Genomic DNA, 13,169 nt, shown 5'->3' with positions numbered 1-13,169 from the left:
AGAAGTCGGCGCCGGTTCCAGCCCACCCGCACTTCGTACGCTCGGGAGGCCCGCCATGGGCGATCGGACCTGGCCGCACCTGCTCAACGCGCTGCTGCGCGGCGACGAGCTGTCCACCGCCGACACCGCCTGGGCGATGGGCGAGATCATGGCCGGCTCGGCCAGCGCGGCGCAGATCGCCGGCTTCGCCGTGGCGCTGCGGGCCAAGGGTGAGACCCCGGCCGAGTTGGCCGGCCTGGTGGAGGCGATGCTGGCTCGCTCGGTCCCGGTGGTGCTCCCCGAGGAGCTGCGCCGCACCGCGCTCGACGTGGTCGGCACCGGCGGTGACCTCGCCCACACGGTCAACATCTCCACGATGACGGCGCTGGTGGTCGCCGGCGCGGGCGTCCGCGTCGTGAAGCACGGCAACCGGGCCGCCTCCTCGCTGTGCGGCACCGCCGACCTGCTGGAGTTCCTCGGCATCCCGCTGGACCTGGGCCCCGAGCAGGTCGCCCGCTGTGTCGAGGAGGCGGGCATCGGGTTCTGCTTCGCGGCCCGGTTCCACCCCGGAATGCGGCACGCCGGCCCGGTCCGTCGCGAGGTGGGCGTGCCCACCTTCTTCAACTTCCTCGGCCCGCTGACCAACCCGGCCCGCCCCCGCGCCGGCGCGGTCGGCTGCTTCGACGCCCGGATGGCCCCGGTGATGGCCAGCGTCTTCGCCGGCCGCGGCGACTCGGCGATCGTGATGCGCGGCGAGGACGGGCTGGACGAGTTCACCACGGCCGCACCGACCCGGGTCTGGGCGGCACAGGGCGGCACCGTACGCGAGGCCGTGCTGGACGCGACGGACCTGGGGGTGCCCCGGTCCACCCTCAGCGACCTGCGCGGCGGTGACGCGGCGTACAACGCCGGCGTGGCCCGCCGCCTGCTGGCCGGCGAGACCGGCCCGGTGCGGGACGCGGTGCTGGTCAACGCCGCGGCGGCGCTGGCCACCCAGGGCCCGCTCGACGGCGACCTGACCGAGGCGCTGCGCGCGGGCCTGGACCGCGCGGCCGAGGCGATCGACTCCGGCGCGGCGGCCGCCACCCTCGACCGCTGGATCGAGACCGCCACCACCGCCTGACCCGACCCGGGTGCCTGCCTGCCGGCTACCGCTGGGCGGAGCGCGCGGAAATGTCGGACCCGGGTGCGAAACTACAGTCGAGTAGTTCTCCGCTTCCGTTACGCGCCGTTGTGGCCTCCGGGGGCGGGCCGCCCGTAATGAGAGGAGACGCCCGTGTCGGACCGCGAGCTCTACTGCGACGTCTGCGAGGGCGTGGCACCGTTCGAGGCGCCGCCCTGCGTCGACGGCCACGGCGCCGACTGTCCCGAGCTGGTCTGCACCGGCTGCGGCGCCGCCGTGGTGATCGCCACGTTCACCTTCGGCGTCACCCGACTGGCCGACCGCAGACGCCGCCAGCCCACCCGCCGCCGCGCCGCCTGAGCCACGACAGCGGCCGGAGAGCCAGGGCTCCCCGACGACCACGAAGGCCCGCTCCCCCACGGGGGAACGGGCCTTCGTGGTGATACGGGTCGGCCGCCACGGCGACCGGTCGGATCAGTGCTCGGCGGTGCGCCGGGTGCCGGTGTAGTACTCGAACAGCAGGCCGCAGGCGGCGAAGACGACCGCCACCATACCGGCGCCGACCAGCCACAACTGCCAGAACACCAGGCCCATGCCGGCGATCGCGGCGGCCAGCGCCAGACCGAACGGCCAGTAGCTGCCCGGGCTGAAGAAGCCGACCTCGCCGGCGCCGTCAGCGATCTCGGCGTCCGGCCGGTCCTCCGGCCGCAGGTCGATCCGGCGGGACACGAACCAGAAGAAGCCGCCACACATCGTGCAGAGCAGGAAGGACAGCAGCAGCGCGACCGTGCCCACCCACTCGACGGCGCCGGACTCACCGGCGGTCCAGGCGCCGTAGAGGATCGTCGCGCCGGCCAGGAACGCGGCGATGATCAGGAAGATACGCCATTCGGTCTTCATGCCGCTGCCTCAGCTTCCCGTACCGGCCGGAATGTTGTCCGGGTTGAAGTTGCTCTGCGTCCGCCGGGTCTCGAACGGCTGCGTGGTCTCCGCGTACGGCTTCTCACCGATCTCGGTCAGCGCGTCCTGCGTGGACTTGCCGCTCTGCTTGGCCGCCAGGAACTGGTCGTACTGCTCCGGCGAGACCACCCGCAGCTCGAAGTTCATGAACGCGTGGTAGCTGCCGCACAGCTCGGCGCAGCGGCCGACGTACGCACCCTCGGTCTCCAGACTGGAGACCTCGAACACATTGCGGATCTTGCCCGGCATGACGTCCCGCTTGAACAGCAGCTCCGGCACCCAGAACGAGTGGATGACGTCGCGGCTGGTCTCCTCGAACCGGATGGACCGGTTGGTCGGGAGCACCAGCACCGGGATGACCTCGCTCGTGCCGAGCGTGGAGGCGGTGGTGCGGGCGTCCGCGCCCTGGCCGTCGCGGTAGTTGAACTGCCAGTTCCACTTGAACGCGACGACCTCGACGATGACGTCCGGGTTCTTCGACACCTTGTTCACGTCGGTCTGCACGATCGCCGTGTAGTAGAAGAGCACCGAGACGATCAGGATCGGCGCGATGGTGTAGAGGAACTCCATCGGCATGTTGTAGCGGGTCTGCACCGGCAGCGCGTTGCCACGCTTGCGGTAGCGCACGACACACCAGAAGATCAGGCCCCACACGAAGACGCCGACCGCGAGGGCGGCGATGCAGGAGGCGATCCACAGGTCGTACATCCGCCGGGACTCGGCCGAGATGCCGCCCTGCGGCCAGCCGAAGCCGTCGAAAGCCGCACCGACGTCACAGCCCGTGAGCAGCACCAGCAGCGCCACACCACCGAGACCGAGACCGGCCACCCGGCCAGCACCGCGCCGCCGGCGTCCACCGACCCCCGGGGAAGCGCTGTGCCGTACGGCCGACGACCGTACCTCCGAACTCCTTGCGACCACCTGGTCCTGCCTCCCTAGCGCGCCGCGGTGCGTCTTTCCTCAGCACCGGCGGCAAAGGCGTCACCGACGGTCGCAGATTACTCGACCATGACGGCCTCGGCCGTGGTGGGGTCACTGTCCGCCCCCATCGGGGGGATCCGGGGCATACCGCCGCGATAGCGTTGGGATCCGTGAGCGAGCCCCGCAGTCGCGAACAGAAGGCGGCACCGTGAGCGCGAGGAGCGAGCCGGGGTCGCGAGCCCCGCAGTCGCGAACAGAAGGCGGCACCGTGAGCGCATCCCCGGTCTACCTGGACGCGGCGACCGCCGCGCCGCTGCACCCAGTGGCCCGGCAGGCGCTGCTGGCCGCCCTCGACGACGGCTGGGCCGACCCCGGCAAGCTCTACACCCAGGCCCGACGTGCCCGGCAACTGCTCGACGCCGCCCGCGAGGCCACCGCGCAGACGCTCGGCGTGCGCGCCGACGAGCTGTCCTTCACCCCCAGCGGTACGGCGGCAGCGCACGGCGCGGTGCTCGGTGGCCTGGCCGCGCGGCACCGGGTCGGGTCGAGGCTGGTGCACTCGGCGATCGAGCACTCGGCGGTGCTGCACGCCGCGGAGCGGCACGTCGCGGCCGGCGGCACCGCCAACGCGGTACCCGTCGACCGGCTGGGCCGGCTGGACCTGACCGCCTGGTCGGACGCGGTCCGGGCCCCCGGCGTCGCGCTGGCCGCGCTGATCACCGCCAGTCACGAGGTGGGCACCGTGCAACCGGTCGCCGAGGCGGCCGCCGCGTGCGCCGACGCCGGGGTGCCGCTGTACGTCGACGCCGCGCAGTCGGTCGGGCGCGTGCCCCTGCCGGCCGGCTGGTCGGTGCTCAGCGCCAGCGCGCACAAGTGGGGTGGCCCTCCCGGGGTGGGGGTGCTCGCGGTCCGCAAGGGCACCCGCTGGGAGTCACCCTGGCCGGCCGACGAGCGGGAGGGCGGACGTACCCCTGGCGCCGTGAACCTGCCCGCGGTGGTGGCTGCGGCGGCGAGCCTACGCGCGGCGGCGGCCGACGCCGCGGCGCAGGAGAGCCGGCTGGCGCCGCTGGTGGACCGGATCCGGGCGCGTGTCGCCGTGGAGGTGCCCGACGTGGAGGTGGTCGGCGACCCGGTGCACCGGCTCCCCCACCTGGTGACCTTCTCCTGCCTGTACGTCGACGGCGAGGCGCTGCTGCACGCGCTGGACCGGCGCGGCTTCGCCGTGTCGTCCGGCTCGTCCTGCACCTCGTCGACGCTGCGCCCGTCGCACGTGCTGGAGGCCATGGGGGTGCTCTCGCACGGCAACGTCCGGGTCAGCCTGCACCGGGAGACCACCGAGGCGGACGTGGAGCGGTTCCTCGCCGAACTGCCCGGCATCGTCGCCGGGCTGCGCGCCGAGGCGGGGGTGGTGGGGCTGTGACGATGCCGGACGAGGTGCTCGACTGCCGTGGCCAGCGCTGCCCGCTGCCGGTGATCGCGGCGGCCCGACGGATGCCCGAGGTGCCGGTCGGCACGGTGGTCCGGGTGCTCGCCGACGACCCCGCCGCGGCGGTGGACATCCCCGCCTGGTGCCGGATGCGCGGCCAGGAGTTCGTCGCCGCCATCACCGGCCCCGACGGCCCCGCCTACGACATCCGGCGCGCCCACTGACACACCCCCGCGCGGGGGTGTGTCAGGTCACGGCAGGAGGTGCGGGCGGATCTCGTCGGCGGCGGTGTCGCCGTAGGACTCGGCGAGGCGCTTCACGAACAGGTCGCGGCGGACGTCGTACTCCTGGGTGCCGACGGTCTCCAGGACCAGCGTGGCCAGCAGGGAGCCGACCTGGGCGGCCCGCTCCAGGCCGAGCCCCCAGGAGAGCGCGGTGAAGAAGCCGGCCCGGAAGCCGTCGCCCACACCGGTCGGGTCGACCGCGCGGATCTCCCGCGCGATCGGCACGTGGATCGGGTCGATGCCGCGCCCCGCGATCTCCACACCGTGCTTGCCCAGCGTGGTGACCCGCACCTTGACCAGGTCGAGCAGCTGGTCGTCGCTCAGCCCGGCCTTGCTCTGCAGCAGCGACTTCTCGTAGTCGTTGGTCATCAGGTACTCGGCGCCCTCGATCAGCGCCACCACGTCCTCCCCCGGCATCCGGGCGAGCTGCTGCGAGGGGTCGGCGGCGAACGCGTACCCACGGTCACGGCACTCGGCCGAGTGGCGCAGCATCGCCTCCGGGTCGTTGGCGCTGACCAGCACCAGGTCCAGGCCGCCGAGCCGGTCGGCGACCGGGGCCAGCTCGATGTTGCGGGCCTCACTCATCGCGCCGGCGTAGAACGACGCGATCTGGCACATGTCGGTGTCGGTGGTGCAGACGAACCGAGCGGTGTGGGCGACCTCGCTGATGTGCACCGAGTCGCAGTCCACGCCGTGCCGCTCCAGCCACGAGCGGTAGTCGGCGAAGTCGGCACCCACCGCGCCGAGCAGCACCGGACGCAGCCCGAGCTGTCCCATGCCGAAGGCGATGTTCGCCGCCACGCCGCCGCGGCGGAGCACCAGGTCGTCCACCAGGAACGAGAGGGACACCTTGTGCAGCTGATCGGCGATGAGCTGGTCGGCGAAGCGACCGGGGAAGCTCATCAGGTGATCGGTGGCGATCGAGCCGGTCACGGCGATCTTCATGTCAACCCTCGGGGTCGGGAGCAGGGCGCGGTCAGCCTACCGGCCCGGCCACCCGGCAGTGTCCGCTCGGTCGGACTACGGCAACCTGCGAGTAACCGCGCACGCAGCGCCGTCCCGGGACCGCTCCCATCCGCGCTGGTCACCGCTTGCACAACGACGACGGGGCCGTCCCGAAGGACGGCCCCGTCGTCGTTGGTGCGTGGCGTGACTCAGTTGAACGAGTCACCGCAGGCGCAGGAGTTGCCCGCGTTGGGGTTGTCGATGGTGAAGCCCTGAGCGTCGATCCGGTCGGCGAAGTCGATCGTCGCGCCGGACAGGTACGGGGCGCTCATCCGGTCGACGACGACCTCGACGCCACCGAAATCGGTGACGACGTCACCGTCGAGCGAACGCTCGTCGAAGAAGAGCTGGTACCGCAGGCCGGAGCAGCCACCCGGCTGCACCGCGACGCGGAGCCGCAGGTCGTCGCGGCCCTCCTGCTCGATCAGGGCCTTGACCTTCTGCGCCGCGACGTCGGTGAGGACGACGGAAGTAGGGGCCTTGGCCTCGGTCGACTCGGTCTGCGCTGGCGTGGTCACGTGGAAGTCTCCCTGCGCGGTATGGGTCCGGACGCACTGGCCAACGCCGCGCGCCGTCCAGTGATTCCCGGTTGTGGTCCATGTCCGATCGTACGCCGCCCGGGCCGGACGCACCCGCGTGGCGTGACCCCCGCCGCAGGTCGGCCCGGTCGCGGCCACGCTCCCCGCGCGGCCGGAGCGCTCAGCGGCTCCACTGCCGGGCCAGCCGGGCGCCCAGCTCGCGCAGCCCGTCGGCCGGTCGGCTCATCGCGGCGGTGAGCCCGCCGCCCTCCTCCCCACCGAAGTGCTCGACCAGGCTGTACGCGTCGGTCACCCCCGCCGCGGCGGCCTCCCGCCGGCCGGTGCTCACCTGCCCCGCCACCACCACGCAGGGGACCCCCCGGTCCCGGGCGGCCCCGGCCACCCCGGCGACCACCTTGCCGCGCAGCGACTGGTGGTCGAAGGACCCCTCGCCGGTGATCACCAGGTCGGCGGTGTCGAGCGCGGCGTCCAGCCTAGTGGCCCTGGTGACCAGGCCGATGCCCGACTCGCAGCCACCGCCCAGGGCGAGGATGGTCGCACCGATGCCCCCGGCCGCACCGCCGCCGGGCAGCGCGCCGAGGCCCGCCGGGCAGCCGGGCAGGTCCCGCTCCAGCACCGCCGCGAAGCGCTCCAGCGCGGCGTCGAGCAGCAGCACGTCGGCCCGGTCGGCGCCCTTCTGCGGGCCGAACACGTTGCTCGCGCCGTGCAGGCCGAGCAGTGGGTTGTCCACGTCGGTGGCGGCGACCAGCCGGGCGCCGCGCAGCCGGGCGGCGCCGTCCAGCGCCGCGACCGCGGTCAGCGCGGCCCCGCCGTACGGCAGTGCCGCCCCGGCGGCGTCGAGCGGGGTCACGCCGAGCGCGGCCAGCATGCCGGCGCCGGCGTCGTTGGTGCCGGAGCCGCCCAGCCCGATCACCACCGTGCGGGCCCCGCTCTCCACCGCGGCGGCCACCAGCAGCCCCAGCCCGTACGACGTGGTGGCCTTCGGGTCGCGCTCGGCGGTGGCGAGCAGGTGCAGCCCGCACGCCTGGGCGCTCTCCAGGTAGGCGGTCGCGCCGTCGGCGGTGATCAGGATCTCACCGGCCGCCGGTCGGCCCAGCGGGTCGACCGTCCGCACCGGCACCCGCCGGCCGCCGAGGGCCTCGGCGAGCACCTCCACGAAGCCCGGCCCACCGTCAGCGAGTGGCCGGATCAGCAGCTCGTCACCGTCGGCGACGGTGCGCCACCCGGCGGCCACCGCGGCGGCCACCTCCGGTGCGGGCAGGGTGCCGGCGAACTTGTCGGGGCAGAGCAGCACACGCATGCCGAGCAGTGTGGCAGCCCACACCGACGGAAGCTGCGGCGCGCTCGCGCTGTGGGACCATGGGCTACGTGACTTCGACCTGGGTGGAACCCTCCAACACGGCGACGGCTCTGCTGCTGCTCGGCCGGGGCAGCGACCCCGACACCGAGCGCGGCGTCGAGTGTCCGGGCGACCTGCCGGCGCCCAGCGACCCCGACCTGGTGGCCCGCGCCACGGCGGCGAAGGCGAAGCTGGGCAGCAAGGTCTTCGTGCTGGGGCACCACTACCAGCGCGACGAGGTGATCCAGTTCGCGGATGTGACCGGCGACTCGTTCAAGCTCGCCCGGGAGGCCGCGGCCCGTCCGGACGCGGAGTACATCGTCTTCTGCGGCGTGCACTTCATGGCCGAGAGCGCCGACATCCTGACCACCGACGCCCAGCGGGTGATCCTGCCCGACCTGGCGGCGGGCTGCTCGATGGCGGACATGGCCGTGCTGGGCCAGGTCGAGGCCGCCTGGGACACGCTGAGCGAGCTGGGCATCGCCGGCGAGACGGTGCCGGTGACGTACATGAACTCCTCGGCCGACATCAAGGGCTTCGTCGGCCGACACGGCGGCGTGGTCTGCACCTCCTCGAACGCCAAGCGCGCCCTGGACTGGGCGTTCGAGCAGGGGTCGAAGGTGCTCTTCCTGCCCGACCAGCACCTCGGCCGCAACACGGCGGTGCTGGAGATGGGCCTGTCGCTGGACGACTGCGTGCTCTACGACCCGCACAAGCCGGGCGGAGGGCTCACCCCGGAGCAGTTGCGCGACGCCAAGATGATCCTCTGGCGTGGGCACTGCTCGGTGCACGGCCGGTTCACGCTGGAGAGCGTCAACGACGTGCGGGAGCGGGTGCCGGGCGTCAACGTGCTGGTCCACCCGGAGTGCCGCCACGAGGTGGTCACGGCCGCCGATCACGTCGGCTCGACCGAGTACATCATCAAGACCATCGAGGCCGCCCCGGCCGGCTCGGCCTGGGCGCTCGGCACCGAGTTGAACCTGGTCCGCCGGCTGGCGCTGGCGCACCCGGACAAGCAGATCATGTTCCTGGACAAGGCGGTCTGCTACTGCTCGACGATGAATCGCATCGACCTGCCGCACCTGGTGTGGGCGCTGGAGGAACTGGTCGCCGGCCGGGTGGTCAACCAGATCACGGTGGACGCCGACACCGCGCACCACGCCCGGGTGGCCCTCGACCAGATGCTCGCCCTGCCCGGCGCGGTCACACCGCCGCCAGTCGGCGGCTGATCACGCTGGGTAGCGCCCTTGGTACGCAAAAGTGCCGGATCACCGATTAATGCCACACACGGCGATGTGACCGAGTCCTTTTTCGTCACCGAGGGCTATGCTGCCGGAGCGACGACGCGAGCGGGCCGTTTCAGTATGGCCGCATCCTGGGTAGCGACAGGGTTCACGCTCCCCACCATCAACACGACAGCACCGACACGCTGGAGGTTGCGTTGACCGACGACGTCCTGGTCGTGCACGGAGGCACTCCGCTCGAAGGGCGGATCCGCGTGCGCGGCGCGAAGAACCTGGTTTCGAAGGCGATGGTCGCCGCGTTGCTCGGCGACACCCCGAGCCGGCTGTTCGACGTGCCGAAGATCCGCGACGTCGAGGTGGTCCGGGGCCTGCTCGGTCTGCACGGCGTCAAGGTGACCGACGGCACCGAGGACGGCGAGCTCGTCTTCGACCCCGCGAACGTGGAGAGCGCCAGCACCGACCAGATCAACGTGCACGCCGGCTCCAGCCGGATCCCGATCCTGTTCTGCGGCCCACTGCTGCACCGGCTCGGGCACGCGTTCATCCCCGACCTGGGCGGCTGCCACATCGGCCCGCGGCCGATCGACTTCCACCTGCAGGCACTGCGCGAGTTCGGCGCCACGGTCGACAAGCGGCCCGAGGGGCTGCACCTGTCGGCGCCGAACGGGCTGCACGGCACGAAGTTCGCCCTGCCGTACCCGAGTGTCGGCGCCACCGAGCAGGTGCTGCTGACCGCGGTGATGGCCGAGGGTGTCACCGAGCTGCGCAACGCGGCGGTGGAGCCGGAGATCATCGACCTGATCTGCATCCTGCAGAAGATGGGCGCGATCATCAAGGTCCACACCGACCGGGTGATCGAGATCCAGGGCGTGCCGAAGCTGCACGGCTACACCCACCGGCCGATCCCGGACCGGATCGAGGCGGCGAGCTGGGCGGCGGCCGCTCTGGCCACCCGCGGTCACGTCGAGGTGCTCGGCGCGCAGCAGGCCGACATGATGACCTTCCTGAACATCTTCCGGTCGGTCGGCGGCGAGTACGAGGTCACCGACGCCCGGCCGCCGAAGCTGGGCGACCTGGGCCAGGAGGGTGGCATCCGCTTCTGGCACCCGGGCGGCGAACTGAACGCCGTGGCGCTGGAGACCGACGTGCACCCGGGCTTCATGACCGACTGGCAGCAGCCGCTGGTCGTGGCCCTGACCCAGGCCCGTGGGCTGTCGATCGTCCACGAGACGGTCTACGAGCAGCGGTTGGGCTACACCGAGGCGCTGAACTCGATGGGCGCCAACATCCAGGTCTACCGGGACTGCCTCGGCGGCACCCCGTGCCGCTTCGGCCGGCGCAACTTCAAGCACTCGGCGGTCATCGCCGGGCCGAGCAAGCTGCACGCCGCCGACCTGGTCATCCCGGACCTGCGGGCCGGCTTCAGCCACCTGATCGCGGCGCTCGCGGCCGAGGGCACCTCCCGGGTGTACGGCGTCGACCTGATCAACCGCGGCTACGAGGACTTCGAGGCGAAGCTCGCCGACCTCGGCGCGCACGCCGAGCGTCCGTAACCTCGAACACCTTCCGTTCGCTACGACAACTCCAGCTCGGCTGGCGGCCATAACTCGGCCTCCGCGCCGCCAGGCGGCGCTCCGGACCGAATGAAGGCCGGTCTGACGCCGCGCGGCGACCTGGAGCCGTCGGCCCGGTGCACCGCGATGTGCACCGGGCGCGGACCGTTGGCTACCCTTGCCGCGTGCCGTCGCTCTTTCGCCGCAAGTCCACCGACCTCGTCGACGAGGCCGTCCCCCCGGTGACCCCCGAGGAGACCGCCGAGCGGTCCCGGGGCTACACCCCGGCCAAGGGTCGGGAGACGCCGAAGCGGCCGACCGTCGGTCGCCGCCCGGCCGGCCCCAGCCGCCCCCTGACGAAGGAGGAGGAGCGGGAGCGTCGCCGGCAGTTGCGTGCCGAGGCCGCGTCGGAGTTCCGCCGCGAGGGCGGCCCCCGCGACCGTGGCCCGGAGCGTCTGCTGGCCCGCAACGTGGTCGACTCCCGGCGTACCGTCGGCACCTGGTTCTTCGGCGGCGCGCTGATCGTGCTGATCGGGTCGAACGCGGCCATGCCGGCGCCGGTCCGGTTGATCTCCAATTTGCTCTGGGGCGCGCTGGCGCTGGGCGTGGTCGTCGACTCGATCCTGATCTGCCGCAAGATCGGCAAGCTGGTCCGGGAGCGCTTCCCGAAGACCGGCCAGCGGATGGGTTCGCTCTACCTCTACGCGGTCATGCGGTCGATCACCTTCCGGCGGATGCGCGCCCCGGCCCCCCAGGTCAAGATCGGCGACAAGGTCTGATCCCGGCTCAGGCCACGCCGAGCAGGCGCAGCACCGCCGTGGTGGCGGCAGCGCCGACCACCACCAGGACGAACGGCACCCGCCGCCAGGCGAGCAGCACGCCGACCAGCACCCCGGCCGGTCGTGCCCAGCCGGCGAACCGCCCGGCCTCGGTCACCGCCGCGGTGGCGGCCAGCGCGGCGAGCAACGCGGCGGCGCCGACCGGCAACAGCCGCCGGGACCAGTCGGGCAGGTCCAGCCGGTCACGCAGCAGGACACCGGCCAACCGGAAGCCATAGGTTCCGGCGGCCAACGCCAGGATCACCGCGATCAGCACGACATCTCCCCGGTGCGCTCGACGACGGCAGGCGCCGGTGGGCCGGCTGCGTCGGTCGGAGTGGACCGGCGGCGGAAGGCGACAGCGGCCGGGCCGGCGAGCGCGAGCAGCACCGGCAGCCCGGCCGGCAGCACCGGCGTGGCGACGACCGCCAGCGCGGCTCCGGCCAGCGCCGCGTGCCGGGTGTCCCGGTCGCGCAGGGACGGCAGCAGCAGTGCGATCAGTCCCGCCGGGAACGCGGCGTCGAGACCGAGCGCGGCCGGGTCGCCGACCGCGCCACCGGCGAGCACGCCGAGCAGGGTGCCGACGTTCCAGGCCACGAAGAGCAGCGTGCCGGCCAGCCAGAACGCCCGACGCCGAGCCTCGCCGGCCGGTTGGGCCAGGGTGAACGCGGTCGTCTCGTCGGTCAGCAGGTGACTGCCGAGCAGCCGGTGCCGCAGTCGGGGGCCGAGGCTGTCGCCCAGGGCGAGGCCGAACGGCAGGTGACGGGCGTTGAGCAGCAGCCCGGCCAGTACGGCGGCCAGCGGGCTGCCGGCGGCCACCAGGCCCACGGCCATGAACTGCGCGCCGCCGGCGTAGAGGACGGCGGACATGGTCAGGGTGGCCCACACGGGCAACCCGGCGGCGACCGCCACCGCTCCGAACGACGCACCCACCGCGATCATGGCCGCACCGAGGGCCAGTACGTCACGAAGCATCCGGCCGATCGCTGTTCGTTGTACCGTACGCATGGTTCACCATGCTGAACATCTCGCCGGTGTTCGTCAAACCGAACATTGATCCAATGGAGCGAACGCATGCCTCCCGAGCCGGCCGCACCCCTGGCCACCATCGCCGCCGCCCTGCGCCGGGAGCGGGAACGGGTCGGCATCTCGCTGACCGAGCTCGCCCGCCGGGCGGGCGTTGCCAAGTCCACTCTCTCCCAACTGGAGTCGGGCACCGGCAACCCGAGCGTGGAGACCCTCTGGGCGCTCGGCGTGGCGCTCGGTGTGCCGTTCAGCCGGCTCGTGGAGCCGGCCGACGACACCATCCGGGTGATTCGGGCCGGCGAAGGGCCACGCGTCCGCTCGGAGCAGGCCGACTTCACGGGCACGCTGCTCAGCGCCGGGGCGGCGCACCTGCGTCGGGACATCTACCTGATCGACCTGGAGCCGGGCGCCGTCCGGGCAGCGGAGGGGCACACCCCTCGCAGCATCGAGCACGTGGTGGTCGCAGCCGGCCGGCTGCGGGTGGGACCCGAAGGAGGCATGGTCGAGCTGGGCCCCGGCGACTACGCCACGTTCCCCGGTGACACCCCGCACCGCTACGAGGCCCTGGTGCCCGGCACCTTCGCCGTACTCATCATGGAACATCCCTAGAGGCCGGCGGTCCCGCCGGCGCCGACGAACCGGCAGATGGGCCTGCGTCGGAATCCAGTTTCGCTTATTGGCCCAAATGTCCGAAACCATGGGATAACGTTTGGGCCCGTGGGCGGCGCCACAGTGGCGGTGGGAGAGCCCACGCCGTTACCCTCCATCCGCAGCCACGCCCTGCCGGAATGGGCGACTTGACCGGCACGCGAGGCCCCAGCGCGACAATTTGCAACGAGGTGACAACGCCGTGAGCGAGCGGACGCGAGCCGGCCACCGGAGCGTGGCAGGCGGCGACCGGACGCCCGGCGGTCACCCGGTCGCGCTCGCGGACGGCCCGCCTCCGACGGGG

15 protein-coding genes are annotated in these 13,169 nt (G+C 72.7%); 8 read left to right on the top strand and 7 right to left on the bottom strand.

Features of this window, described 5'->3' with window-relative positions; all coding sequences use genetic code 11:
• The first annotated feature begins 55 nt into the window (after positions 1-55).
• Complete coding sequence (gene trpD / locus M8C17_RS28155; protein ID WP_252419592.1) at positions 56-1,102, top strand: anthranilate phosphoribosyltransferase; 1,047 nt, start codon at positions 56-58, stop codon at positions 1,100-1,102.
• 153 nt (positions 1,103-1,255) lie between these two features.
• The gene (locus M8C17_RS28150) at positions 1,256-1,462 is read left to right on the top strand and encodes a hypothetical protein (protein ID WP_252419591.1); all 207 of its coding nucleotides are present in this window, start codon (positions 1,256-1,258) and stop codon (positions 1,460-1,462) included.
• Between the two features lie 114 nt (positions 1,463-1,576).
• On the opposite strand, the gene M8C17_RS28145 is transcribed toward M8C17_RS28150, so the two are convergent.
• Complete coding sequence (locus tag M8C17_RS28145) at positions 1,577-2,002, bottom strand: cytochrome c oxidase subunit 4 (RefSeq protein WP_252419590.1); 426 nt, start codon at positions 2,000-2,002, stop codon at positions 1,577-1,579.
• Between the two features lie 9 nt (positions 2,003-2,011).
• Positions 2,012-2,983 (bottom strand): cytochrome c oxidase subunit II, encoded by a 972-nt coding sequence (coxB, locus tag M8C17_RS28140; RefSeq protein ID WP_252419589.1) that lies wholly within the window; start codon positions 2,981-2,983, stop codon positions 2,012-2,014.
• 268 nt (positions 2,984-3,251) lie between these two features.
• On the opposite strand from coxB, the gene M8C17_RS28135 reads away from it, so the two are divergent.
• Together M8C17_RS28135 and M8C17_RS28130 are read left to right on the top strand one after the other, a co-directional pair.
• Entirely contained in the window at positions 3,252-4,403 is a 1,152-nt protein-coding gene (locus M8C17_RS28135) for an aminotransferase class V-fold PLP-dependent enzyme (RefSeq protein WP_252419588.1), read from the top strand.
• Positions 4,400-4,633 (top strand): sulfurtransferase TusA family protein, encoded by a 234-nt coding sequence (locus tag M8C17_RS28130; RefSeq protein ID WP_109820182.1) that lies wholly within the window; start codon positions 4,400-4,402, stop codon positions 4,631-4,633. Before M8C17_RS28135 ends, M8C17_RS28130 begins: the two co-directional genes overlap by 4 nt.
• Positions 4,634-4,660: 27 nt before the next feature.
• Here the strand turns inward: M8C17_RS28130 and M8C17_RS28125 are convergent, their stop codons facing one another.
• From M8C17_RS28125 to M8C17_RS28115, 3 genes are all read right to left on the bottom strand, one after another.
• A complete protein-coding gene (locus M8C17_RS28125) occupies positions 4,661-5,638 on the bottom strand; it encodes a carbohydrate kinase family protein (protein WP_252419587.1) in 978 nt (325 codons plus the stop codon).
• A gap of 209 nt (positions 5,639-5,847) precedes the next feature.
• Positions 5,848-6,216: an iron-sulfur cluster insertion protein ErpA gene (gene erpA / locus M8C17_RS28120; protein ID WP_074313193.1), complete on the bottom strand. Its 369-nt coding sequence runs from the start codon at positions 6,214-6,216 to the stop codon at positions 5,848-5,850.
• A 181-nt stretch (positions 6,217-6,397) separates the two neighbouring features.
• Complete coding sequence (locus M8C17_RS28115) at positions 6,398-7,537, bottom strand: glycerate kinase (protein ID WP_252419586.1); 1,140 nt, start codon at positions 7,535-7,537, stop codon at positions 6,398-6,400.
• 68 nt (positions 7,538-7,605) lie between these two features.
• On the opposite strand from M8C17_RS28115, the gene nadA reads away from it, so the two are divergent.
• The 3 genes from nadA (at position 7,606) to M8C17_RS28100 (ending at position 11,152) form a co-directional block, all read left to right on the top strand.
• Complete coding sequence (gene nadA, locus M8C17_RS28110; protein WP_252419585.1) at positions 7,606-8,805, top strand: quinolinate synthase NadA; 1,200 nt, start codon at positions 7,606-7,608, stop codon at positions 8,803-8,805.
• A 212-nt stretch (positions 8,806-9,017) separates the two neighbouring features.
• Positions 9,018-10,373 carry a UDP-N-acetylglucosamine 1-carboxyvinyltransferase gene (gene murA / locus M8C17_RS28105; protein WP_308209598.1) on the top strand — a complete coding sequence of 452 codons (1,356 nt, stop codon included), beginning with the start codon at positions 9,018-9,020 and terminating at the stop codon, positions 10,371-10,373.
• Between the two features lie 185 nt (positions 10,374-10,558).
• The gene (locus M8C17_RS28100; RefSeq protein WP_252419584.1) at positions 10,559-11,152 is read left to right on the top strand and encodes a DUF3043 domain-containing protein; all 594 of its coding nucleotides are present in this window, start codon (positions 10,559-10,561) and stop codon (positions 11,150-11,152) included.
• Between the two features lie 7 nt (positions 11,153-11,159).
• Here the strand turns inward: M8C17_RS28100 and M8C17_RS28095 are convergent, their stop codons facing one another.
• Both M8C17_RS28095 and M8C17_RS28090 read right to left on the bottom strand, forming a co-directional pair.
• Positions 11,160-11,468, bottom strand: coding sequence for an AzlD domain-containing protein (locus tag M8C17_RS28095; protein WP_252419583.1), 309 nt, complete (start codon positions 11,466-11,468; stop codon positions 11,160-11,162).
• A complete protein-coding gene (locus M8C17_RS28090) occupies positions 11,462-12,166 on the bottom strand; it encodes an AzlC family ABC transporter permease (protein WP_252419582.1) in 705 nt (234 codons plus the stop codon). Before M8C17_RS28090 ends, M8C17_RS28095 begins: the two co-directional genes overlap by 7 nt.
• 99 nt (positions 12,167-12,265) lie before the next feature.
• On the opposite strand from M8C17_RS28090, the gene M8C17_RS28085 reads away from it, so the two are divergent.
• The gene (locus M8C17_RS28085) at positions 12,266-12,826 is read left to right on the top strand and encodes a helix-turn-helix domain-containing protein (protein WP_252419581.1); all 561 of its coding nucleotides are present in this window, start codon (positions 12,266-12,268) and stop codon (positions 12,824-12,826) included.
• Positions 12,827-13,169 lie beyond the last annotated feature (343 nt).

Origin of the sequence: Micromonospora sp. RHAY321, assembly GCF_023896955.1 — a bacterium.
GTDB lineage: Bacteria > Actinomycetota > Actinomycetes > Mycobacteriales > Micromonosporaceae > Micromonospora.
This window is presented reverse-complemented; position numbering and strand designations above follow the sequence as displayed.

Bases quoted from the DNA above. Each gene is read 5' to 3' on its own strand.
- M8C17_RS28090 (WP_252419582.1), bottom strand. From the start codon at position 12,166: ATGCTTCGTGACGTACTGGCCCTCGGTGCGGCCATGATCGCGGTGGGT.
- M8C17_RS28145 (WP_252419590.1), bottom strand. From the start codon at position 2,002: ATGAAGACCGAATGGCGTATCTTCCTGATCATCGCCGCGTTCCTGGCC.
- M8C17_RS28125 (WP_252419587.1), bottom strand. From the start codon at position 5,638: ATGAAGATCGCCGTGACCGGCTCGATCGCCACCGATCACCTGATGAGC.
- M8C17_RS28115 (WP_252419586.1), bottom strand. From the start codon at position 7,537: ATGCGTGTGCTGCTCTGCCCCGACAAGTTCGCCGGCACCCTGCCCGCA.
- M8C17_RS28085 (WP_252419581.1), top strand. From the start codon at position 12,266: ATGCCTCCCGAGCCGGCCGCACCCCTGGCCACCATCGCCGCCGCCCTG.
- trpD (WP_252419592.1), top strand. From the start codon at position 56: ATGGGCGATCGGACCTGGCCGCACCTGCTCAACGCGCTGCTGCGCGGC.